20 protein-coding genes are annotated in these 23,174 nt (G+C 53.1%); 11 read left to right on the top strand and 9 right to left on the bottom strand.

All coding sequences use genetic code 11. The features are described 5' to 3' along the window. The first annotated feature begins 148 nt into the window (after nucleotides 1-148). Nucleotides 149-1,018 carry an AraC family transcriptional regulator gene (locus OGX97_RS06735; protein ID WP_048214144.1) on the top strand — a complete coding sequence of 290 codons (870 nt, stop codon included), beginning with the start codon at nucleotides 149-151 and terminating at the stop codon, nucleotides 1,016-1,018. On the opposite strand, the gene OGX97_RS06740 is transcribed toward OGX97_RS06735, so the two are convergent. Further along, nucleotides 1,001-2,167, bottom strand: coding sequence for a benzoate/H(+) symporter BenE family transporter (locus tag OGX97_RS06740; protein WP_235127569.1), 1,167 nt, complete (start codon nucleotides 2,165-2,167; stop codon nucleotides 1,001-1,003). The genes OGX97_RS06735 and OGX97_RS06740 overlap by 18 nt on opposite strands. Nucleotides 2,168-2,272: 105 nt before the next feature. Here OGX97_RS06740 and OGX97_RS06745 point away from each other — a divergent pair, with 105 nt between their 5' ends. Together OGX97_RS06745 and OGX97_RS06750 are read left to right on the top strand one after the other, a co-directional pair. Further along, nucleotides 2,273-2,809, top strand: coding sequence for a helix-turn-helix domain-containing protein (locus tag OGX97_RS06745; protein WP_235127571.1), 537 nt, complete (start codon nucleotides 2,273-2,275; stop codon nucleotides 2,807-2,809). A 79-nt stretch (nucleotides 2,810-2,888) separates the two neighbouring features. Then, on the top strand, nucleotides 2,889-4,850 hold the full coding sequence (locus OGX97_RS06750) for a peptidase U32 family protein (protein WP_279850615.1): 1,962 nt from the start codon (nucleotides 2,889-2,891) through the stop codon (nucleotides 4,848-4,850). A 3-nt stretch (nucleotides 4,851-4,853) separates the two neighbouring features. On the opposite strand, the gene OGX97_RS06755 is transcribed toward OGX97_RS06750, so the two are convergent. The 4 genes from OGX97_RS06755 to OGX97_RS06770 all read right to left on the bottom strand — a co-directional run bounded on the left by OGX97_RS06755 (nucleotide 4,854) and on the right by OGX97_RS06770 (nucleotide 7,814). Then, nucleotides 4,854-5,084, bottom strand: coding sequence for a DUF2554 family protein (locus tag OGX97_RS06755; protein WP_003020233.1), 231 nt, complete (start codon nucleotides 5,082-5,084; stop codon nucleotides 4,854-4,856). Between the two features lie 191 nt (nucleotides 5,085-5,275). Then, nucleotides 5,276-5,401 carry a DUF2474 domain-containing protein gene (locus OGX97_RS06760; RefSeq protein WP_003020230.1) on the bottom strand — a complete coding sequence of 42 codons (126 nt, stop codon included), beginning with the start codon at nucleotides 5,399-5,401 and terminating at the stop codon, nucleotides 5,276-5,278. After that, nucleotides 5,401-6,411, bottom strand: coding sequence for a cytochrome d ubiquinol oxidase subunit II (gene cydB / locus OGX97_RS06765; protein WP_103285248.1), 1,011 nt, complete (start codon nucleotides 6,409-6,411; stop codon nucleotides 5,401-5,403). The genes OGX97_RS06760 and cydB overlap by 1 nt, the downstream gene beginning before the upstream one ends. After that, on the bottom strand, nucleotides 6,411-7,814 hold the full coding sequence (locus tag OGX97_RS06770; RefSeq protein WP_153753017.1) for a cytochrome ubiquinol oxidase subunit I: 1,404 nt from the start codon (nucleotides 7,812-7,814) through the stop codon (nucleotides 6,411-6,413). The genes cydB and OGX97_RS06770 overlap by 1 nt, the downstream gene beginning before the upstream one ends. A 310-nt stretch (nucleotides 7,815-8,124) precedes the next feature. Between OGX97_RS06770 and OGX97_RS06775 the strand changes: the two genes are divergently transcribed. From OGX97_RS06775 to patD, 6 genes are all read left to right on the top strand, one after another. Further along, the gene (locus OGX97_RS06775; RefSeq protein ID WP_279850614.1) at nucleotides 8,125-9,534 is read left to right on the top strand and encodes an aminotransferase-like domain-containing protein; all 1,410 of its coding nucleotides are present in this window, start codon (nucleotides 8,125-8,127) and stop codon (nucleotides 9,532-9,534) included. Between the two features lie 327 nt (nucleotides 9,535-9,861). After that, on the top strand, nucleotides 9,862-11,007 hold the full coding sequence (ydcS, locus tag OGX97_RS06780; protein WP_279850613.1) for a putative ABC transporter substrate-binding protein YdcS: 1,146 nt from the start codon (nucleotides 9,862-9,864) through the stop codon (nucleotides 11,005-11,007). A gap of 16 nt (nucleotides 11,008-11,023) precedes the next feature. Continuing rightward, nucleotides 11,024-12,040 carry an ABC transporter ATP-binding protein gene (locus OGX97_RS06785; protein ID WP_279850612.1) on the top strand — a complete coding sequence of 339 codons (1,017 nt, stop codon included), beginning with the start codon at nucleotides 11,024-11,026 and terminating at the stop codon, nucleotides 12,038-12,040. Further along, nucleotides 12,041-12,985, top strand: coding sequence for an ABC transporter permease (locus OGX97_RS06790; protein ID WP_003833133.1), 945 nt, complete (start codon nucleotides 12,041-12,043; stop codon nucleotides 12,983-12,985). Next, nucleotides 12,975-13,781, top strand: coding sequence for an ABC transporter permease (locus OGX97_RS06795; RefSeq protein ID WP_003020204.1), 807 nt, complete (start codon nucleotides 12,975-12,977; stop codon nucleotides 13,779-13,781). Before OGX97_RS06790 ends, OGX97_RS06795 begins: the two co-directional genes overlap by 11 nt. A gap of 21 nt (nucleotides 13,782-13,802) precedes the next feature. After that, entirely contained in the window at nucleotides 13,803-15,230 is a 1,428-nt protein-coding gene (patD, locus tag OGX97_RS06800; RefSeq protein ID WP_003833127.1) for an aminobutyraldehyde dehydrogenase, read from the top strand. 193 nt (nucleotides 15,231-15,423) lie between these two features. Here the strand turns inward: patD and OGX97_RS06805 are convergent, their stop codons facing one another. After that, nucleotides 15,424-16,551, bottom strand: a complete 1,128-nt coding sequence (locus tag OGX97_RS06805) for a multidrug effflux MFS transporter (RefSeq protein ID WP_286592080.1) — start codon at nucleotides 16,549-16,551, stop codon at nucleotides 15,424-15,426. 101 nt (nucleotides 16,552-16,652) lie between these two features. Here OGX97_RS06805 and OGX97_RS06810 point away from each other — a divergent pair, with 101 nt between their 5' ends. Next, a complete protein-coding gene (locus OGX97_RS06810; protein WP_008784837.1) occupies nucleotides 16,653-17,432 on the top strand; it encodes an AraC family transcriptional regulator in 780 nt (259 codons plus the stop codon). A gap of 119 nt (nucleotides 17,433-17,551) precedes the next feature. Here the strand turns inward: OGX97_RS06810 and yncL are convergent, their stop codons facing one another. After that, nucleotides 17,552-17,647, bottom strand: coding sequence for a stress response membrane protein YncL (gene yncL / locus OGX97_RS06815; RefSeq protein ID WP_071524268.1), 96 nt, complete (start codon nucleotides 17,645-17,647; stop codon nucleotides 17,552-17,554). Nucleotides 17,648-17,839: 192 nt separating this feature from the next. Here yncL and OGX97_RS06820 point away from each other — a divergent pair, with 192 nt between their 5' ends. Continuing rightward, nucleotides 17,840-18,013 (top strand): GhoT/OrtT family toxin, encoded by a 174-nt coding sequence (locus tag OGX97_RS06820; RefSeq protein WP_003020198.1) that lies wholly within the window; start codon nucleotides 17,840-17,842, stop codon nucleotides 18,011-18,013. Nucleotides 18,014-18,032: 19 nt separating this feature from the next. On the opposite strand, the gene OGX97_RS06825 is transcribed toward OGX97_RS06820, so the two are convergent. Further along, the gene (locus OGX97_RS06825; RefSeq protein ID WP_020996391.1) at nucleotides 18,033-20,195 is read right to left on the bottom strand and encodes a virulence factor SrfC family protein; all 2,163 of its coding nucleotides are present in this window, start codon (nucleotides 20,193-20,195) and stop codon (nucleotides 18,033-18,035) included. Next, nucleotides 20,192-23,173 (bottom strand): virulence factor SrfB, encoded by a 2,982-nt coding sequence (locus tag OGX97_RS06830; protein WP_008784834.1) that lies wholly within the window; start codon nucleotides 23,171-23,173, stop codon nucleotides 20,192-20,194. Before OGX97_RS06830 ends, OGX97_RS06825 begins: the two co-directional genes overlap by 4 nt. Nucleotide 23,174 lies beyond the last annotated feature (1 nt).

Consider the following 23,174-nt stretch of genomic DNA (forward strand, 5'->3'; position numbering starts at 1 on the left):
TCACGACGGAATGCAGGAGACTTTCATCGGCTTGCGGTGGACTTGCAAAATCTTGCGCTTTTTTTAGCGTAATAGTGAAAAGGCAGCTGTTAACGATATGTAGCTGATATAGACTGAAAGCCTGCTAACTTATTTTGAATGTGATGGTATGTCTCAGCCCTACGGTGCCTTTGAAAACTTGCGCAAACATAATGCCGTGCTGCATGAATCGGTTGCGTTACATTCAGGGATCCAACTGGCGGCCTGGTCGAACAAACGCGATACCATCACCCAGTATTGCGATCATCATACGCTCAGTTTATACATCGCAGATGGTTACGAGAGTTACCACAAGACGGCGGGAGGCTGGAAGAATGGCGGGGGACCAGACCGTTTTTGCCTGATGCCGAAGGAGAGTGAGTCCAGTTGGGATATTCGTGACGATCTTTCCTTTGTTCATCTCTATTGTACAGACGCCCATTTGCGCGAAGTGGGTGAAAAAGTCTGGGACAAAAGCCCCTATAGTTTCACGCTGGACGAGCATACGTTTGGCAGTGACCCGGGGATCACGGCGGTTTACCGTCAGTTTTTGCTTGGTAATGACTGGCAGCAACCGGCCAATCACCTCACGCTTAGCGCAGCATCTTCACTACTGTTAACGCATCTGATCCAGCATTACAGCAATGTGCAATGGCGACTTCCCGTTGTCACCGGAGGGCTTGCGCCTGCCACATTGCGCAACGTGCTGGCCTATATTGAAGCACATCTGGCGTATCCCATAACGTTGAGCGATCTGGCAGGTGAAGCAGCGCTAAGTGAATTCCATTTTGCCAGAATGTTTCGCCAGTCGATGAATATGGCGCCTCATCAGTACGTCATGCAACGCCGTATGGCGCTGGCGCAGCAACTGGTCTGTTGTTCATCACGCAGCCTGTCGGATATTGCAATGGCCTGTGGGTTCAGTTCGGCGAGCCATTTCAGTAACCGGTTTAAACAAGTGACGGGTAAAACGCCAACGCAGCTACGCGCGGCGAAATAACGTCAACACTGAGTAGCAGATACCGCCGACGACCAGCCCCCAGAATGCAGACCCAACACCAAATACCGTCAGACCACTGGCCGTAACCAGAAAAGTGACGATGGCCGCATCGCGTTCTGCTTCATTATGTAAGGCTTGAAATAAACTACCGCTAATCGTGCCGAGTAATGCCAGACCAGCAAGCATCTGGATCCAGCTTACGGGCAGGGCTGCCATCAGTCCTGTGACCGAACCGCCAAACACCCCAGCCAGAATGTAAAAGACACCCGCTGCCGCTGCGGCGAGCCAGCGTCGATTTGCATCTGGATGGGCTTCGGGGCTTTGGCAAATTGCGGCGGTTATGGCGGCGATGCAGATGGAATAGACGCCAAACGGCGAAAATAGCAGTGCCAACAGACCCGTAAAAACAATCAGGGGTGAAACGGGTAACGAATATCCAGATGCTTTCATGGTCGCAATACCGGGGGCATTTTGCGAAGCCATAGTGACCAGAAACAGCGGTAGCGCAATACTGATACTGTGGGCTAATGAAAAGTGTGGTGCAATAAACGCTGGCAACACCGGTGACAGATTAACACCATCGGTGACAATGTCACCTTTAACCAGGGCGATGGCTATACCTACCAACATTGCGGCGATAACGGCATACCGTGGGGCAATCACTTTTAGTACTAACCACGCCAGCAGCATGCTGCCGCACAAGATAAGCTCACTGTTCAGGCTATTGAACGCCTGCAAACCAAAACGCAGCAAGATCCCGGCCAGCATGGCCGATGCCAGCGAGTGGGGAATAATTTTCATCAGGCGGGCAAACAGCCCGGTTATACCGCACAGCACAATCAATGCATTAGCTACGATAAAAACACCGATAGCATCCTGAATCGATACCCCGTGCAGGCCCGTCACCAGCAGCGCGGCACCGGGCGTTGACCATGCGGTGAGTACAGGGGCGCGATACCACAATGTCAGCGCCAGCGTACTGACCCCCATTGCTAGCCCCAGTGCGGTCATCCAGCCTGCGATTTGTCCGGTCGTCGCACCTGCGGCGAGCGCCGCTTGCCAGATAATGGCCGCTGAACTGGCGTAGCCGACCAGGACAGCCACAAAACCCGACAAAACTGTAGGCAAGGGGATGGAAAATGTGCGCATAGCAACTCCGCGTGCGTTATAACGGTCAGTCACTGTAGCACTGTGCGTTATAGCGTACAAGTGCTAAGCTGTAGCCCCGAGAAAGGAGAGCGACGAAGGAGAAAAATGGACAACTTAACCCACTATCTGGCCACAACGCTCAAGACGCTACGTCACCAGCGTGAATGGAGCCTTTCGCGTCTGGCGGAGGAAACTGGCGTCTCAAAAGCGATGCTGGGGCAGATTGAGCGCAACGAATCCAGTCCAACGGTGGCGACATTGTGGAAAATTGCCACTGGACTGAACGTCCCGTTTTCAACGTTTATTTCACCACCAGAGTCAGAAGGCACGCTAACATTCGATCCCCAGCAGCAGGCGATGGTCGTCACGCCGTTGTTCCCGTGGGATCCGCAACTGTGCTTCGATCATTTTTCGATACTGCTGGCACCCGGCGCGCTCAGTGAATCTACTCCGCATGAAACCGGCGTAATTGAGCACGTGGTGGTGATTAGTGGTCTGCTGGATATGAGTATTGAGGGGCAGTGGCGCATCCTTAAATCCGGTGAAGGTGTCCGTTTCGCCGGAGATACGGCACATAGCTACCGTAACAGTAGCGAGCAAACGGTTCATTTTCACTCGCTGATCCATTACCCACGCGGTTAATCGGGAAAACTATTCCGAAACGCCGCGCTTGTGACTACAATAACCGCCATTTTTACCGCTTGTGGATGGTAACAACTGTATGCGCCAGCAGCCTCATCACCTTGAATTGTTAAGCCCGGCTCGGGATACCGCCATTGCGCGCGAAGCCATTTTGCACGGCGCAGACGCCGTTTACATTGGTGGACCAGGTTTTGGCGCGCGTCATAACGCCAGTAATAGCCTGAAAGATATTGCCGAATTAGTGCCTTTTGCCCATCGTTACGGGGCAAAAATCTTTGTGACGCTAAACACGATCTTGCATGATGATGAGCTGGAGCCCGCACAACGGTTAATTACCGATCTGTATCAGACCGGCGTTGATGCCCTGATCGTGCAGGATATGGGGATTCTTGAACTGGATATTCCCCCGATTGAACTGCACGCCAGCACCCAGTGCGATATTCGCAGCGTTGAGAAGGCGAAATTTCTATCCGATGTGGGATTCACCCAGATTGTGCTGGCGCGCGAACTGAGCCTTGAGCAGATTAGCGCTATCCATCAGGCTACTGATGCGACCATTGAGTTTTTCATTCACGGTGCGCTGTGCGTTGCCTATTCAGGGCAGTGTTATATTTCACATGCACAAACAGGACGCAGCGCTAACCGCGGCGACTGTTCCCAGGCTTGCCGTCTGCCGTATACCCTGAAAGACGATCAGGGGCGCGTGGTATCCTATGAAAAACATCTGCTGTCGATGAAAGATAACGATCAGACCGCCAACCTGGGCGCGTTGATTGACGCAGGTGTGCGTTCCTTCAAAATTGAAGGGCGCTATAAGGACATGAGTTATGTGAAGAATATTACCGCGCATTATCGCCAGATGCTCGACGCCATTATTGAAGAGCGCGGCGATCTGGCCCGTTCATCAGCGGGACGTACCGAACATTTCTTTACTCCATCCACAGAGAAAACCTTCCATCGCGGCAGTACCGATTATTTTGTGAATGCCCGTAAAGGGGATATTGGCGCATTCGACTCACCAAAGTTTATCGGTTTGCCGGTCGGCGAAGTCCTGAAGGTGGCGAAAGATCATCTCGATGTTGAGGTGACTGAAGCGCTGGCAAACGGGGATGGCCTGAACGTGTTAATCAAACGTGAGGTTGTTGGATTTCGCGCCAACACCGTGGAAAAAATGGGGAACAATCGTTATCGGGTATGGCCGAATGAAATGCCCGCCGACCTGCACAAAGTGCGTCCGCATCATCCGCTGAATCGCAACCTCGATCATAACTGGCAGCAAGCGTTAACAAAAACTTCCAGCGAACGCCGTGTTGCGATCGATATTGAGCTCGGCGGCTGGCAGGAGCAGTTGATTCTGACGCTCACCAGTGAAGAAGGCGTGAGTATCACCCATACGTTGGACGGCCAGTTTGAGGAAGCGAACAATGCGGAAAAAGCGTTGAGTAACCTACAGGACGGACTGGCAAAACTTGGTCAGACGATGTACTACGCCCGCAATATTCAGGTGAATCTGCCGGGCGCGCTGTTTGTGCCAAACGGTCAACTAAATCAGTTCCGGCGTGAAGCCGTTGATATGCTGGATGCAGCGCGCCTGCAAAGCTATCAGCGCGGTAGCCGCAAACCGGTATCTCAGCCAGCGCCGGTTTATCCACAAACGCACTTGAGTTTCCTGGCTAACGTCTACAACCAAAAAGCGCGTGAGTTTTATCACCGTTATGGCGTTCAGTTGATTGATGCAGCCTATGAAGCACATGAAGAAAAGGGCGAAGTGCCGGTGATGATCACCAAACATTGCCTGCGTTTCGCCTTTAACCTGTGTCCGAAACAGGCAAAAGGTAACATCAAAAGCTGGAAAGCAACACCGATGCAACTGGTTAACGGCGATGAAGTCCTGACGCTGAAATTTGATTGCCGACCGTGCGAAATGCACGTAATCGGCAAGATGAAGCATCACATTCTGAAGATGCCGTTGCCGGGCAGCGTCGTGGCTTCGGTCAGTCCAGAAGAACTGATGAAGACACTGCTGAAGCGCAAAGGTTAATCGTTAGCTCAGATGTGTATCGGGTTTGCGTGATTTTTGCCAGTGATGGTGCTCACGAAGATCGGCGGCGGATTCTTCCGCCGTCACTCGCAACTCATCGCTGTCGGCCGTGTGTCGTAGTAAATGATCGGCATCCTGCACCTGAAGATATTCATGTCCCTGATTAGTAGCGAAAAGTTGACCGGAAAAAAGCGCGCTGGCCAGCAATAACACCGTTAACCCTTTCTTAAACATCATGCACCCTCTGGTACGTTAGCTGCGGAATTGGCGATAATTTCGCCCGGTGACTATTCAATATTTTAATCGGGTTAATGACAATCTCTGTTTTGCCATTTCGATGTTTTTTACATTTTTGTTTAGTCGATGTTGGGATTTGTAACACCCGGGCAGTGCAGCGCGCTGACCGGGTGTTATCAGGGCGAGATTCAGGACTTAAATCCGGCGGCCGTCATCAGGAGACGAAAGAACATACCAACGGCGGCCAGGGCCAGCACGCTGCCGCCCCAGAGGATCACCAGCCACATCAGGCGTTTCCAGATTGTTTGTTGCATCAATGATACCCCTCACCATGTTGAACTTTGCCGCGGAAAACGTAGTAGCTCCAGAAGGTGTACACCAGGATTATCGGGATAATCAGCAGTGCGCCAACCAACATAAAGCCCTGACTTTGTGCCGGAGCCGCCGCCTGCCAGAGCGTAATAGACGGTGGAATGATATGTGGCCAGATACTGATCCCCAGCCCGCTAAACCCGAGAAAAATCAGCCCCAGCGTTAATACAAAAGGCAGCGTATGGCAGTTATGTTGCCCCAGCGAACGCCACAGCCAGAGACTGATAAGCGCAACCAGCAGCGGAACCGGCATCAGGAACCACAGGTTGGGCAGGCTAAACCAACGCTCGGCAATCGCGCTATGTGCCAGTGGTGTCCACAGGCTGATAATGGCAATCACAACCAACATTGCCAGCAGCAGTTTTTTGGCCACACTGCGCATTTTATCCTGCAACGGATTTTCGCTTTTCATCACCAGCCATGTCGCCCCCAGCAGGGCGTAAGCCACGACCAGACCAACGCCGCAGAACAACGTGAACGGGGTCAACCAGTCGAAAGGACCGCCGCTGTAGCTGCGTCCGGTAACGGAAAACCCGTTGAGTACGGCACCCACCACGACACCTTGCGTGAATGTCGCGAGGATTGAACCGCCGATAAAGGCTTTATCCCAGAATGGTCGGTGAGCCGGTGTGGCTTTGAAGCGAAACTCGAACGCGACGCCGCGAAAAATTAGGCCGATTAGCATCAGGGTCAACGGGATCGTCAGCGCATCGACAATCACCGCATAGGCCAGGGGGAAAGCGCCGAATAATCCGGCTCCGCCCAACACCAGCCAGGTTTCATTGCCGTCCCATACCGGGGCGACGCTGTTGACCATAACATCGCGGTCGTCAGCGTCCTGAATCGCTGGGAATAAAATGCCAATCCCGAGATCAAAACCGTCCATCACGATATACATCAGCGTGGCGAAGACGATAATCACAAACCAGATAACTGATAAATCGATACCCATTAGCGATGTGCCTCCGGTTGAGAATCGAGGACGGCGGCTGAAAGCGGCCGGGCAGGCGTGCCTGTTGGCGGAATGGTAGGGTCATCTTCCTGTGGCCCTTTACGGATCAGGCGGATCATGTAGCTGTAACCCACGCCAAACACTGAGCTATACACCACAAAGAAGGACAGCAGGCTGATGCTCATATGTAAATCGCCATGTGCAGAAACCGCATCCGCCGTCCGTTGCAGACCGTAAACCACCCACGGCTGACGGCCAACTTCAGTGGTCACCCAACCGGCAAGGATGGCAATCAGACCGGAGGGGCCCATCCATAAGGCAAAGCGCAGAAAAGGGCGCGAGGTGTATAAACGCTGCTTATAACGCAGCCACAGGGCAAACGCGCCCAACAGGATCATCAGCATGCCTAGCCCGGCCATTATGCGAAACGACCAGAACACCATGGTGGAGTTGGGCCTGTCTTCTTTAGGAAACTCTTTTAGGGCCGGAACCTGTTTGTCCATGCTATGGGTCAGGATCAGACTGCCCAGCGCCGGGATTTCCAGCCCATAGCGGGTGCGTTCCTGCTCCATATCCGGCCAGCCGAACAGCAGCAGCGGAGTCGGTTCACCGGGGCGATTTTCCCAGTGTCCTTCAATCGCAGCAATTTTTGCCGGCTGATGCTTCAGCGTATTCAAACCGTGCATATCGCCAATCAAGGCCTGCAATGGAGCGACGATTAATGTCATCCACAGCGCCATCGAAAACATCGCTCGAATTGCTGGTGTGTTATTCCCGCGCAGCAAATGCCATGCCCCCGAGGCAGCAACAAACAACGCGCTGCTCAGGAAGGCGGCAACCGACATATGCAGCAGACGATAGGGGAATGAGGGATTGAAAATAACGGCGAACCAGTCGACGGGAACGACCTGGCCGTTAACTATTTCATAGCCTTGCGGTGTCTGCATCCAGCTGTTGGAGGCGAGGATCCAGAAGGTTGAAATAATGGTACCCAGTGCGACCATGCAGGTGGCAAAGAAATGAAGTCCTGGACCAACCCGATTCCAGCCAAACAACATCACCCCAAGGAAACCAGCTTCGAGGAAGAAGGCGGTTAATACTTCATAGGTCAGCAACGGCCCAGTGATACTCCCGGCGAACTCGGAAAAACCACTCCAGTTGGTGCCGAACTGATAAGCCATCACCAGCCCGGAAACTACACCCATACCAAAATTTACGGCGAATATTTTCGACCAGAAGTGGTAAAGCGATCGCCAGGTGGGATTTTTCGTTTTTAGCCATAGCCCTTCCAGCACAGCCAGATAACTGGCGAGCCCGATAGTAATAGCCGGAAAAATGATGTGAAAGGATACCGTAAACGCGAACTGGATCCTTGCCAGGTGAAACGCGTCAAGACCGAACATGCTTAACTCCGCAGGCAAAATTGATTTAGCGCAATTCTAAGTCTGAGGAACAATGGAAGGCAGAAACAGAACAGTTCTTTTTAACCATAACAGTTGCAGCGCTGTTATAAGTTGCACTCGCTGATATGAAATCTGGAAGCTTGATTCCTGTTATTGAATAGCGTTCTCTTCTTGAAATACGCGCCGTAGGCAAAGAACTGTCATTACCGATGTTGTAAAACTGTTAACTATAACAGTTAAATAAAATACCCTGATTATGTAAACTGATATACACAGTGGTTGTCACCGACACCGGTAATCAGGACGAAAAATGAAAAAGTACCAGCGACTGGCAGAGCAAATTCGCGATCAAATTGCGTCTGGCGTATGGCAGCCAGGCGATCGCTTGCCATCCTTGCGTGAGCAGGTGGTCAGCAGCGGAATGAGTTTTATGACCGTCGGACACGCATACCAGTTGCTGGAAAGCCAGGGGCGAATTATTGCCCGACCGCAGTCTGGTTATTATGTCGCCGCGCGCCCCGAACGTGAACTTGCTGCGCCGCAGGTGCAGGTCATGCGCGATGAAGCAGTGGATATCAATACCTACATTTTTGATATGTTGCAGGCCAGCCGGGATGCGTCAGTGATGCCCTTTGCCTCCGCATTCCCCGACCCGCGTCTGTTTCCACTTCAGCAGTTGAACCGCTCGTTGGCGCAGGTGAGTAAAACTGCCACCGCCATGAGCGTGATTGAAAACCTGCCGCCGGGGAATGCTGAGCTGCGTCATGCCATTGCCCGTCGCTATGCTCAACAGGGGATGACCATTTCACCGGACGAAATCGTCATCACCACCGGCGCGATGGAAGCCCTCAACCTGAGCCTGCAAGCAGTCACCGAACCGGGTGATTGGGTAATTGTCGAAAACCCCTGTTTTTACGGGGCGTTGCAGGCCCTGGAGCGATTACGTCTGAAGGCGCTTTCGATTGCCACCGACGTAAAAGAGGGGATCGATCTCACCGCGCTGGAGCAGGCGTTGCAGGAGTACCCGGTAAAAGCTTGCTGGCTAATGACAAACAGCCAAAATCCACTGGGTTTTACGCTCAGCGCAGAGAAAAAGGTGCGTCTGGTTGCCTTGCTGGAAAAATACCACGTAATACTGATTGAAGATGATGTTTACAGCGAACTGTACTTTGGCCGCGAAAAACCGTTGCCCGCCAAAGCCTGGGATCGCACCGACAGCGTTCTGCATTGTTCGTCCTTCTCGAAGTGTCTGGTACCAGGATTTCGTATTGGCTGGGTGGCAGCAGGGAAACATGCCCGGCGTATTCAGCGACTCCAGCTAATGAGCACCTTATCTACCAGTTCGCCCATGCAGCTTGCCCTTGTTGATTATCTTTCAACCCGGCGCTATGACGCGCATCTGCGGCGCTTGCGTCGGCAACTGGCGGAACGTAAACAACAGGCCTGGCAAACGCTGCTGCGTCATCTTCCGGCGGAAGTCAAAATTCACCACAACGACAGTGGTTATTTTCTGTGGCTGGAGCTGCCGGAACCGCTTGATGCCGGTGTGCTCAGTACCCATGCGCTGGCACACCACATCAGTATTGCGCCGGGGAAAATGTTCTCGACCTCGGGAAGCTGGACACGTTTTTTTCGTTTCAATACGGCATGGCACTGGGGAGATCGCGAAGAGCAGGCCGTAAAACAGCTTGGTAAATTAATTCGTGAAATGATGAAATAAACCATAACGCGCTATTCAATATAAATGAATAGCGTGTTCTTATTTTCGAAATAGTGAATGCTGAACCACGGTATTATTTATATCGGGTACGTCCATACAAACTATCAATAGTTAATACTATTGCCACCTCTGCGTCTAACTCCTTGTCTATACTCCAGAAGATTACCCCCAGGTCAGAGTCTGTAGCGTAATGAGCGTTAGCTCACAACCTGATTAAATTTCCTTGCGCCAGCAGGAACGCTTACAACACCCCGACTATTTTTAGAAAAGGACATATATTTACGGCAAGGCTGCCGCTCAATATTTTTTAGACAGGAGTAAGACGTTATGAGCAAGCCGTTTGCCCTCAGTAGCCTGTGCGCACTCAGTATGACGCTGATGACTGCGCAGGCAGCCGAACCCCCCACATCATTAGATAAACCGGAAGGCCGCCTGGATATTATTGCCTGGCCGGGTTATATCGAACGTGGGCAAACCGATAAGCAATATGACTGGGTCTCACAGTTTGAGAAAGATACCGGCTGCGCGGTTAATGTAAAAACGGCAGCCACATCTGATGAAATGGTCAGCCTGATGGCAAAAGGCGGCTACGACCTGGTTACCGCTTCTGGTGATGCCTCACTGCGCCTGATTATGGGAAAACGCGTTCAGCCAATTAATACCGCGCTGATCCCTAACTGGAAAACCATCGATCCACGCGTGGTAAAAGGCGAATGGTTTAACGTTGGCGGAAAAGTTTACGGCACACCGTACCAGTGGGGACCAAACCTGCTGATGTATAACACCAAAATTTTTCCAACGCCGCCGGATAGCTGGAGCGTGGTGTTTGTTGAGCAAAAACTTGAGGATGGGAAAAGCAATAAAGGGCGCGTTCAGGCCTACGATGGCCCGATCTATATTGCCGATGCCGCGTTATTCGTTAAAGCCACTCAGCCGCAGTTGGGTATTACCGATCCCTATCAGCTCACTGAAAAACAGTATCAGGCGGTGATCAAAGTCCTGAGCGATCAGCACGCGCTGATCCATCGCTATTGGCACGATACCACCGTGCAAATGAGCGATTTCAAAAACGAAGGCGTGGTAGCGTCAAGCGCCTGGCCTTATCAGGCTAACGCCTTGAAAGGCGAAGGTCAGCCAATTGCCACGGTCTTCCCAAAAGAAGGGGTTACCGGATGGGCTGATACGACCATGCTGCACAGTGAAGCGAAACACCCGGTTTGTGCTTACAAATGGATGAACTGGTCATTAACCCCGAAAGTACAGGGCGACGTAGCGGCCTGGTTTGGTTCTCTGCCAGTGGTGCCTGAAGGTTGTAAAGCCAGCCCACTGTTGGGTGAAAAGGGTTGTGAAACCAACGGCTATAGCTACTTTGACAAAATAGCCTTCTGGAAAACGCCGATTGCCGAAGGTGGAAAATTCGTTCCTTACAGTCGCTGGACGCAGGATTACATCGCCATTATGGGCGGTCGTTAATTCCACTGGGGGTTTTATGACGTACGCAGTGGAGTTTCATAACGTCTCGCGTTTGTATGGGGATGTTCGTGCAGTTGATGGGGTAAGTATTGCGATTAACGACGGTGAGTTTTTCTCTATGCTGGGGCCATCCGGCTCCGGCAAGACCACTTGTCTGCGCCTGATTGCCGGGTTTGAGCAGCTGTCAGGCGGCGCAATTACCATTTTTGGTAAGCAGGCCAGCGAATTGCCGCCCTGGGAACGGGACGTCAATACGGTATTTCAGGATTACGCGTTGTTCCCGCACATGTCGATTCTCGACAACGTCGCCTACGGGCTGATGGTCAAAGGCATCGATAAAAAACAGCGCCACGCGAAAGCACGTGAAGCGCTGGATAAGGTCGCACTCGGTTTTGTGCATGAGCGTAAACCGTCGCAGCTTTCCGGTGGGCAACGTCAGCGCGTGGCGATTGCCCGGGCGCTGGTCAATGAGCCGCGCGTCCTGCTGTTGGATGAGCCGCTCGGGGCATTGGATCTTAAATTGCGTGAACAGATGCAGCTGGAACTGAAAAAATTACAGCAATCTCTTGGCATCACGTTCATTTTTGTTACCCACGATCAGGGGGAAGCCCTGTCGATGTCCGATCGTGTGGCGGTGTTTAATAACGGTCGCATTGAACAGGTAGATTCTCCGCGTGAACTGTATATGCGTCCACGTACGCCGTTTGTGGCAAGTTTCGTCGGGACGTCCAATGTCTTCGATGCGACGATGTCGGCGAACGTTTGTGGGCTACAGGGGATGTTCTCCCTGCGTCCGGAACACATTCGCTTGAATGATACCGGAGGAGAAGTTCAGGCCCGGGGGGTTATTCAGGCGGTGCAGTATCAGGGGGCGGCGACGCGGTTTGAGCTAAAACTCGCCGGAGGGGAAAAATTGCTGGTTAGCCAGGCGAACCTGACGGGAGAAATGCTACCGTCAACGTTGGCGCCAGGTCAGCAGGTGATGGCATCCTGGTCACGCGACGTGATGGTACCGCTGGTTGAGGAGAGGTGAATGGCTATGAACGTCTTACATTCGCCTCCACAGTCGACCAACCTGAACCGGATCTCAGGTTACTTCTGGCGTAATCCGGGGCTGGGGTTATTTTTGCTGCTCCTCGGACCGCTGATGTGGTTTGGCATCGTCTACTTTGGCTCATTACTGACGCTGTTGTGGCAAGGTTTTTATACCTTCGACGATTTCACCATGTCGGTCACACCAGACCTGACGCTGGCGAATTTGCAGGCGCTGTTTAATCCCGCTAACTACGACATCATTTTGCGCACTCTGACGATGGCGGTAGCAGTCACCATCGCCAGCGCGATTCTGGCGTTTCCGATGGCGTGGTATATGGCTCGCTATACCAGCGGCAAAATGAAGGCTTTTTTTTACATTGCCGTAATGTTGCCAATGTGGGCCAGCTACATCGTTAAAGCCTATGCGTGGACGCTGCTGTTGGCTAAAGACGGCGTGGCGCAGTGGTTTTTAACCCACCTTGGGCTGGAGCCGTTGCTGCTTTCGTTCCTGACATTGCCTGCGGTAGGCGGCAATACGCTGTCGACTTCAGGGTTAGGGCGTTTTCTGGTGTTCGTCTATATCTGGCTGCCGTTTATGATCCTGCCGGTACAGGCCGCGCTGGAGAGACTTCCGCCGTCGCTGTTACAGGCTTCTGCTGATTTGGGCGCGCGTCCGCGTCAAACCTTCCGCTATGTGGTGCTTCCATTGGCGATACCGGGCATTGCAGCGGGTTCAATCTTTACCTTCTCTCTGACGTTGGGTGACTTTATTGTGCCGCAACTGGTGGGACCGCCGGGCTATTTCATCGGCAACATGGTGTATTCGCAACAAGGGGCGATCGGCAATATGCCGATGGCGGCGGCATTTACTCTGGTGCCGATTGTGTTAATCGCACTGTATCTGGCGTTCGTGAAGCGTCTGGGAGCTTTCGATGCACTCTGAACGCGCACCCTGGCTACTCAAACTGGCGGCATGGGGCGGGGTTATTTTCCTGCACTTTCCCATCCTCATCATCGCCACCTATGCTTTTAATACTGAGGAGGCTGCTTTTAGTTTTCCACCCCAGGGATTAACGCTGAAGTGGTTTAGCGTTGCTGCGCAGCGTAGCGATATTCTGGAGTCTGTGACGTTGTCACTTAAGATCGCTGCGTTGTCGACAGCTATTGCCCTTGTTCTGGGGACGCTGGCCGCGGCCGCGCTGTGGCGTAGGGACTTTTTTGGCAAAAGTGCAATATCGCTGTTGCTACTGTTGCCGATCGCGCTGCCGGGCATTATTACCGGCCTTGCGCTGTTGACCGCGTTTAAAACCATCAACCTGGAACCGGGTTTTCTCACGATCGTGGTGGGCCATGCGACATTTTGCGTGGTGGTGGTGTTTAACAACGTTGTGGCGCGTTTTCGCCGTACCTCATGGAGTCTGGTCGAAGCGTCTATGGATCTTGGCGCCAATGGCTGGCAAACCTTTCGTTATGTCGTGCTGCCAAACCTGGCATCGGCACTTCTGGCGGGGGGGATGCTGGCGTTTGCCTTGTCGTTTGATGAAATCATCGTGACAACGTTCACCGCCGGACATGAAAGAACACTTCCTCTGTGGCTGCTCAATCAATTGGGCCGTCCACGGGATGTGCCGGTCACCAACGTTGTGGCATTGCTGGTAATGCTGGTGACAACACTGCCAATTTTAGGGGCCTGGTGGCTAACGCGTGAAGGCGACACTCTCGCCGGAAACGGTAAATAAACGACGATATGGGAAATTGCTATGCAACATCAATTACTGATTAATGGCGAGCTGGTCAACGGTGAAGGTGAAAAGCAGCCAGTCTATAACCCTGCCACTGGTGAACTCATTCTGGAGATTGCTGAGGCGTCAGCCATGCAGGTTGATGCCGCTGTACGTGCGGCAGACGCCGCGTTTGCCACCTGGGGGCAAACCACGCCGAAAGTCCGCTCTGAACTGCTGCTGAAACTGGCGGATGCTATTGCTGATAACGCGCAAACCTTCGCTGAGCTGGAATCACTTAACTGCGGTAAACCGCTGCACTGTGTTCTCAACGATGAAATTCCCGCTATTGTCGATGTTTTCCGCTTCTTTGCCGGTGCGGCGCGTACCCTGCAAGGACAGGCGGCCGGTGAATATCTGGAAGGGCATACCTCGATGATTCGCCGTGATCCGCTGGGCGTGGTGGCTTCTATTGCGCCGTGGAACTATCCGCTGATGATGGCGGCGTGGAAGCTGGCTCCAGCGTTGGCGGCGGGGAACTGCGTGGTGATTAAACCGTCAGAAATTACTCCGCTGACAGCGCTTAAATTGGCCGAATTCGCCAAAGACATTTATCCGGCTGGCGTGATTAACGTGCTGTTTGGCCGCGGTAAAACGGTGGGCGATCCGCTGACCGGTCATGAAAAAGTGCGCATGGTTTCGCTGACCGGCTCCATTGCAACCGGCGAACACATTATTCAGCACACCGCGCCGTCAATTAAGCGTACGCATATGGAACTGGGCGGAAAAGCTCCGGTGATCATTTTTGATGATGCCGATCTGGATGCAGTGGTGAGCGGCGTGCGGACCTTTGGTTATTACAACGCCGGGCAAGACTGTACCGCCGCTTGCCGAATTTATGCCCAGAAAGGCATTTATGATGCACTGGTCGAAAAACTTGGCGCCGCCGTTGCCAGCCTGAAAATTGGTCCGCCGAATGATGAATCGACCGAGCTGGGACCTGTGAGCTCGCAGGCACATCTCGATCGCGTGACTAAAGCGGTCGATGAGGCTAAAGCGTTGGGCCATATTAAGGTCATCACCGGCGGTAAAAAAGTGGATGGTTCAGGCTACTATTTTGCCCCGACGCTGCTTGCTGGGGCGAAGCAGGACGATGCCATCGTACAGCGGGAAGTTTTCGGTCCGGTGGTCAGCGTGACCGTATTTGATGATGAAGATCAGGTGCTGGCATGGGCCAACGATTCGAAATACGGCCTTGCATCCTCCGTCTGGACCCGGGATGTTGGGCGAGCGCATCGCTTTAGCGCTCGCCTGCAATATGGTTGCACCTGGGTCAATACCCATTTCACGCTGGTTAGCGAGATGCCGCACGGTGGGCAAAAACAGTCCGGCTATGGAAAGGATATGTCGGTTTATGGGCTGGAGGATTACACGGTTATTCGCCATGTTATGATCAAGCATGAGTAATATCTTAAGCGCGATCGGCGAATGGGGCACGGATAGCTAAATATTGGCATACGTGTGTCTATACTATTCGCGCCACTGGCCTCGTCGCCATCGGACGGCGGTAAGTTGGAAATATCCGCGAGGTCAGGCTAATTGATACAACAAAGCCCCAGCATATAGCCGGGGCTTTGTGCTTTCAGGATCGCCATCGGGTTTATCTGCGGCCCAGGCTGCAAAGCCAGGCGAGTAGGGCACAGACGCTCAGAACCAGCCCCAGTTGCTGCACCATGCCTGCTAAACCCAGCATCATCCCAAGTAACAGGTAATAGCTTAATCCGAACAAAGCACCTGCGGCACCGGCCTGTTCATGGTAGTGACGCAGCGCCTGACTCAGCACATTGGGAATGGCGATCCCATAGGCAATCACCACGCCGAACACCGGAATCAGGATCCACGCGGAGTGCTGTAAACACCACGCGACGAGACCTGACAACGCTGCCAGCACACAGGCATAACGTACCAGTTGTTCCGGCGTCAGACCTGTCGTTAACAGTCTTCGGTTCAGCAGGCTACCTGACAGAGAAGCAAACGCAAGTAGCAACCCCGTCCAGCCAAAGGCTCTGGAGCTCCATCCTAATTGCCCAAAAAGAAACGGCGCCAGGCTGTAATAGCTAAATAGCATGGTGTTCAGCAGGGCAACCAGCAAGGCGTTTTTCCGCAACTCACTGTCCCGCATCATGCGGGAAAACAGCGCGGCAAGCTTCGGGCTGAGCGTATGTTCGGGCCGGGTTTCTGGCAGCATGGTCGCTGTCAGTATTAGCAGTAGCAACGCCAACAGCACAAGGGCAACAAAGACACCGGTATGGCCATACAGACTCACTAACCAACCTCCGCTTAGCAGGCCAAAAACTGGACTCAATGCCAGCGCGGCCCCCATCAAGGAAAAGACGCGGGATAGCGCAGTTGATTCATAACTGTCCCTTAGCATGGTCTGTACCACGACCGACCCCGCAGCCGCACCGACGGCGGAGATCATCCGCGCCAGCAGCAAAACGCTGAAGTCGGTGGCAACAATGGCCAATGCGCAACCTGTTCCATAGCATATTAGCCCTGCCAGCATCGCCCAACGTCGTCCGATGCAGTCACTTAGCCAACCCCACATCGCTACGCCGACGGCAAAGGCAACAAAATAAACGGAGAGTGTTTGAGCCGCGCGCTCACTGCTTACGTGAAAAGAGGTAGCGATACCCGGCAATGCCGGGCTGTAAATGGTTTCCACCAGTTGTGGAAACATAATCAGTAGCGTAAGAAGCCACAGCGATGGGCGACGAAGTGTGTTCATAGCAATATCCAGAGAGACAGAAAACAGGCGGGCATTATTGCTGAAAGGGATATGTCGTATTACCATTATCATGACTTTAAATATCAAATATCAGACAGATAATGAAAATTGCCCCTGATGATGCTTTTGATGCGGATAGCTTTGATAAACCGGTAATCGGTATTGCTGCCGATATGGGGGTACATGATTCCGGGCGGCACAGTCATCTTCGTCATCAGCTACTTTTTTCGGCAGCGGGAAGTATTACGATTGAGCTGGAGCAGGCCCTGTGTCTGCTGCCGCCACGTCGTGCGGTTTGGATCCCGGCAGGCACGGTACATCGTGCCATAATGCGTGGTGTGATGGCTTATCGCTCTTTGTACTTTTCAACCACATTGCCGTTATCTGAGTTACCGCTGCAGATAGTCGAAGTTAATCCGCTGTTTTTTGAAGTGATAGAACGTATGGCCTTCTGGCCATGGGAAATGCCTGCCGCACAGCAGTCCAGCCTCATTACCGTTTTTTGTGAGGAAATGCGTGCCGCCCGCACTGAAAACTGGACATTGCAGTATCCCTCAGATCCGCGGCTTAACGTGTGGCTCAAGGGATTACGCATGGGGGAATTGCCACCACGACTGAATCAATTGTCCCGACAGGTTGGGGCATGCGAGAGGACGATCAGCCGAATATTTATCAGGGATACCGGGATGAATTATCAGGACTGGCGGCAGCAATTTAGGCTGTTAAAAGCCATGGAGATGTTGGCTGACGGAGGCCATATCAGCCAGGTCGCGCAATATCTGGAGTTTGTCAGCGACAGTGCTTTTATTGCGTTCTTCCATCAACATACCGGCACAACACCTGGCCGATATTCGGGCAATATAATGCCGCAGAAGGATTAGGGGTATTACATATTAAGGATAATTTACCCAGTAATAGCAGAGTGGGAAGATCGTTTACTGATGGCAGAGAGAAGATCCTCTCTGCCAGCGGACGCTGCAATTAATCAAGAAGAGTTACATCAAGCAAACCAGCCGAACCTTGCGGATATCAGACTGAAAAGTCCTACAGCAGCAAATATATTTATCAGCACCACAGTTTTACTGGAAACATTCATTTTTGCCACCTTTCGTTTTAACCCTTATGGGTATAGTACGGCTTATAACTATCCGCAATAGTACGAATTCTGAACATAATGAAAATGGGTTGTTTTACAGCCGTTTTTCTTAAATTAATTAATAAAACTTGATGTGAGTCATGAAAAAGAGCATATTGCGCGCGATTTTCCCTTCTGGCCAGGATGCCTTAAATGTCCCTATACCAAAAAATGTTGGTTTTTTATGCGGTGATGGCCGTCATCACGGCAATCATCACCTGGTTTCTTTCCCGCGATAAAAAGCGGATCCGCTTTCTTAGCGCGGTATTAGTCGGGGCGACCTGGCCGATGAGTTTTCCCGTTGCGCTGATGTTTTCTCTTTTCTGATGACGGCGTATACGCCGTTTCAGGAGAAAAGCAGGGCATCTAATCGTTTTTTGTCGGTTTCAGAGACATCCTGTGGGTGCTGATATCCCGCATTCTCATTCGCACGGGTGTACAAGGCAACCAGCCAGTCGTAAACGTAACGGCTTGCACCATGCGAGGGTTGTTCATCCAGCTTCGTCAGGCGTAGCATCGGCGATTGCTTCGGCGCGCTAAAAATAGCCGATCCTTTTTGGATCCTGCTGGCAGGGCGCTGTTCCTCAGCAACGTCGGCAAATCCAAGCCAGGTAATAAAATCACCAATATCGGCGTGTAACTGCGCGGCACAGACATTTTCGCGCTGCATAATGCGCTGTAAGCGTTGTGGCATCTCCAGGCGATAGCTGGTGGTGACGAGAATGTCGGCAACCTGCCTTAACGTACGGGGATCGAGTCGTAAACGGCGGGCATTATTTTCATCGCGACACCACTGGCGCACGTGGTTAATCCACATTTTGTGTGCCTGATATCCGGTCTCCTGACTTTCCGGCGAGTGTAGTGTGTCACGCACCTCGGCAAACAGGTCAATCTCTTCATAAAATAAACCGCTTACCTGCTCCTCGCGTGGTTGCTGAATACGCAGCAGCGACTCAAAAATGCGCATCGGCGGGAGCAAACCATCCAGCAGTTCGCCATGTTTTGCCGCTTGCGCCTGTAACTGGCGGATCACCGACTCGTGGCTATCCGATTCAGCTTGAGCGGGATTAATCCAGCTTATCAGCGTTTCGCGGATGCGCTGTTGATGCTGCTCGCGTAGAGAAGTCAACCTGGCCTGGCGCTGCTGTGGTGAGGTTGCCTGAGTCAGCCATTCGACAAGACGTTGTAAGCTATGTTTATCCAGCGCCTGCAATGTACCCCAATGCAGCCCGGGCTTGCCCATTAATTGCTGCACGGATTCATCAAGGTTTTGCTGGGTACTAAAACGCGCATCCTGCGGGGTAATGGCCCAAACCACGCCCGGTAATGCGGCATCATGAACAGGTTGGGTATCGTTGACCCAGCCCAACAGCTTGCGGGTGATGGCGGGCGTCTGGGCGCGGGCAGAGACCGCGTTGCAGATTAAGAGCACATCCGGTTGCAGGTGCTGGCGATAATGTTCCAGCATCCAGCCTAATTTTGCCTGCCACAGTGGATGAGGATGAGCATCCGGGGCGAGGGGAATATCGAGCAGATCGACATTCTCCAGCACCGAGTCTTCAACCGTCAGGACCAGCTCGCGCGTGAGCAGCGCCAGTGACGACAAAGAAAGACTGACCGCATTGAGCAACTGATGATTTTCAATCGGATGAACCACCACATCGCTTTGCGCCTCATTATTGCTGGTCAATGCCACCTGGGTCAGGAAACTTTCGGCAGGTAAACCAAAATGATCAACCAGCAGGCTCAGCGGGGCCGCTAATTCTTGCGCGTGTCCGGTTTGTTGCAACGTGTGCGCCAGCGCCAGCCACTGCTGCGTCAGCTCTGGTTGTTCTCCCCACAGTAACGCCCAGGCGTTTGCCCGGGTAGTCAGGTCCAGTGCGGGCAGCAACGTGGCAAACTGATACCATAGTGCATCGTCAATTTGCTGCTGGTTTGCCGGTACGCAGGAGCGCCAGAAACGACCAATTGCCGCAACATCATGTGCGGTAATGCCCGGCACCGGGTGACGCTGACGCAGCGTTTGCCATTTTTCCAGGCGCGCCTCAATAATCGATTTCTCGACCTGTCGGTTGTCCGGGAGCGCGCTGAACTGGGCGATAAATAGCTGTACCAGTTCGGCTTCACTGAGTAATCGCAGACGCAACGGCCATTCGTTATCATGCGGATTTTCATCGCGCGTAAAGCGGATCGCCATATTGGTTGGTGCATGGCCCGGATTAATATGCGAGAAATAATCAAAGCTGCGATCCGGGGTAACAATATTCACTTTGCCAGTGGCATTGCAGCACAATGCTGCCAGTAGATGTGCTTTTGCCGATTGTGAGTGTCCGTATAACCCTATACATCCTTGCGATGAAAAGGTCTCCTTCAACGCAGATTCACTCACTGCGGCTAGCGTAAGCTGTGCCAGCAGGGCATCCGCTTCATCATCAAGACGCGCCGCACGTTGACGGGTATCTACCACCCACTCGATGGCGGCCTGCGCGGTATTTAACATCTTACTCATTTCAGGTACACGCTCCCGCTATCAATCCAGTAATGGCTTCCGCTATGGCGACGGTCTGCCAGCGTATTCAGTTTTAACGTTAAGGCATTGGCGGCAACGGGGGTGCCATCCTGTAACCAGGCATCACTCAGGATGAAGAATTCCGGGCCACTTTCTTTGCTGCCGCCGCGTAGCTGCAGCCGAACATTCAACACGCCATCTCCGGCGATAGTTTTTGCCAGTTCGGCAGAGTTTATGCTGAGCGTATACAGCGGCGTGGCAGGCCAGCGGCTGTTTGCCAGTTGCCGAAATCCTAACGTCACGTTGCCACGTAACGGGAAATGCAACCGGGCATCCAGCTTCGCCCCAGGTTTATCCAGATCAATATCGTGATACCAGATGTTCTCATCGCGCAGGGTATTGACCGTATTATCCAGCACACCGAGAAAGCGTACGGTCGAGTAAGCGCCGATATCGGCAGCTTTAAAGTTAAAACGTGGCAAACGCAAATCCAGCGCCAGGCTGCACAGCATAGCGCCTACAGCAGCGGTGGATTTAGGGTTACCAATCCGCCCCTGTTGGCTGAACGGATACCACTCATGCACGCGGTAGTTATCCATCCAGATCATACGGTTAACCGGAACAGGTTGCAGATGGCGGATCAACGCCTGTACACCCGGTAAACAGGCGGGCCTGCCGGTCACTAATAAGATATCGCAGCGATAATGTGAAATGGCCTCACAAACCGCGTGCAGTGGGGAAGTCAGGGTAAATTGCCCCGCCAATAGTGCTTCTTGTAACTGCCTGAACTGTACCTGTAACGGCACGCTCAGAATATCAAACGCTGGCGACCCTGCAGGCAACGCATGATCGATAGCCTGTTGGATGTAGTTCATCACGTTGCGCGTGGGTTGTTGACTCAGGAGTTCGCCAAAGGTGGCATGTAGTCCGGCGACCGGATCGTTAATATCGCTTTGTTCCCAGGCAGAGAGGACCGCATGACCAAGCGGCATAAAGAGCTGCAATGCCGTTTGTTGACGCAGAATTGCTTGAGTATCGATGCGCCCGGAATCGCCAAATAGCGTGGCCAGCAATGCGGCGGCGTCGGTCACGCCAGCCTGTTGTAAGCGGGTTTGCAGTGCAGGCAACACGCAGCGCTGAATCACGTCCAGCAGCATGTCATCGCCCGCAACTTTAAAACCTTCACGGAACAGCAGATGCGGGGTAATTTTGACATTCGCGCCAACGCCGTCATCAAGCTGGTAATGAACGACAGCCATATCCGTTGTCCCGCCGCCAATATCGATCGATGCCACGCGCAGTGCTCGACCTTTAGTCTCACCAGGCTCCGGCAAACGGTCCGGGCGGGCAAGGGCGTTAAAGAACGATTCGGTGTGGCCATCGTAGTGTGAGATAGCTTCGTTATACAGCCACACCAGTTGCCCGCAGCTGGCTTCATCCCATTCCATCTGAATTTCAGGTACGGGAACCACACTTTTTTCCTGCTGCTTACGGGTGGTGAAGTCTTCATCCTGCGGGTGCCAGCCCATCGCTTTCCAGACCAGGGCAATAGCTTCAAACATGCGCAGGCGGAAAATCTCGCGCTCCTGTTTGGGCATCGCCGACGGTAGGGTCAGGATCAGCGTCCGCAACTGACGAGGAGACGCCGGGAATCCGAGGCGCAAACGCGTCGCTACGCTGTTAATTTGCCCCAGCGCCTGGGCCAGTATTTCGCACAGCATATGTGTCATCAGCGTGCTGCGGCTGTATTGTGGTGAGAACACTGGCAGACGATCGTCCTGCGGCAGGCTGAACAGCGGTTGCCCGTCATCGTTCATCAGGTTCATCAGCGGGAAGGCGGTAGCCAGCGGTTCGCGCTGGGTTTTGCCATTCATCTGGCTAAAGCGCCAGTCATGCAGCACCGGCGTTTCATCCCACAGATAGCGGCGCGGGCTTGAGATCCCACTGTTGCCCTCGGTGCCCATACGCTGCATCGCCAGCTTACGGGCTTCATCACCCACACGCACAATCGACGGCCAGATAAAGGCGTCATCACGTCCGCTCTCAACGGAAAAGTGCTGCTTACCAAAGCGTGCTTCGGAAAACTCCAGCCGACTGGTGAATAGCGGATCGTTGAGGAACTGCGGCTCGCTTAACGAACGGACCTGCAATTCAGCGGTCTGACGCAGCCCGTCATTGGCATCCCCGTGATCTTCAATCAGGACACCACAGGTATGGGTATTACCGATATCCAAAATAAGATCGACGGGAATGGCGGGTGTGCTAAGGGTGTGCGTAACCAGTTTCACTTCCGGGACGGAAAGCTGCTCACCTAACAGGGTCAGCACATTCAGCCAGTGCGCCTGGTATTCAAAGTTACGCAGCGCCTGCTGGATCTCTTGTTCTGAGCGGTTCTCATGTTGGGTGACATGGTGCATAAAAGATTCGCGCAACCAGCCGTCAATCCAGGTCTGGTCAAGGAAATCAGCAATTTCGTTGTCATGCCAGGCCAGCGCAAACCGTGTACCGTTAAGCAGATCATTTTCGTTGGGGGTTAACGCCGCAGGGGCATTTTCAGTAAGCTGGCTGTCCAGCGCTACGGTAACACGGTGGGTGTTGCCCGCGCTGTCCGGCTGCGGCAGCTTTCGCACCTGCACGCGAGCCCAGTTATCCGGGCCTTCAACAAACGTACGCGGCGGGTTAAAGCGCAAAAACGGCAGCGGCAGCCAGACGCCGTCGAGCACGTCCAGCGAATAGTGCAGCGTCTGAGTACTTTCCGGCTTCACCACTTCGGGTTGCGCGCCGGTGCTGCCCGGTAGGGTATAGCGTCCTGACGTCAGATCGAAGTCTAGTCTCAGTAGCGGACCGTTTGCCGTTTTGCGCACAAAGCGTCCATGGTGCGCAGATTCCTGCGGCGTGAGGCCGAAATCCAGAAATTGCACACCGCTATTGGCGATGAGCGTCACGCTCTGTTTGTAATCACACAGATTCACCAACATA

The organism is Citrobacter sp. Cpo061, assembly GCF_030332845.1.
Classification (GTDB): Bacteria; Pseudomonadota; Gammaproteobacteria; order Enterobacterales; family Enterobacteriaceae; genus Citrobacter; species Citrobacter portucalensis.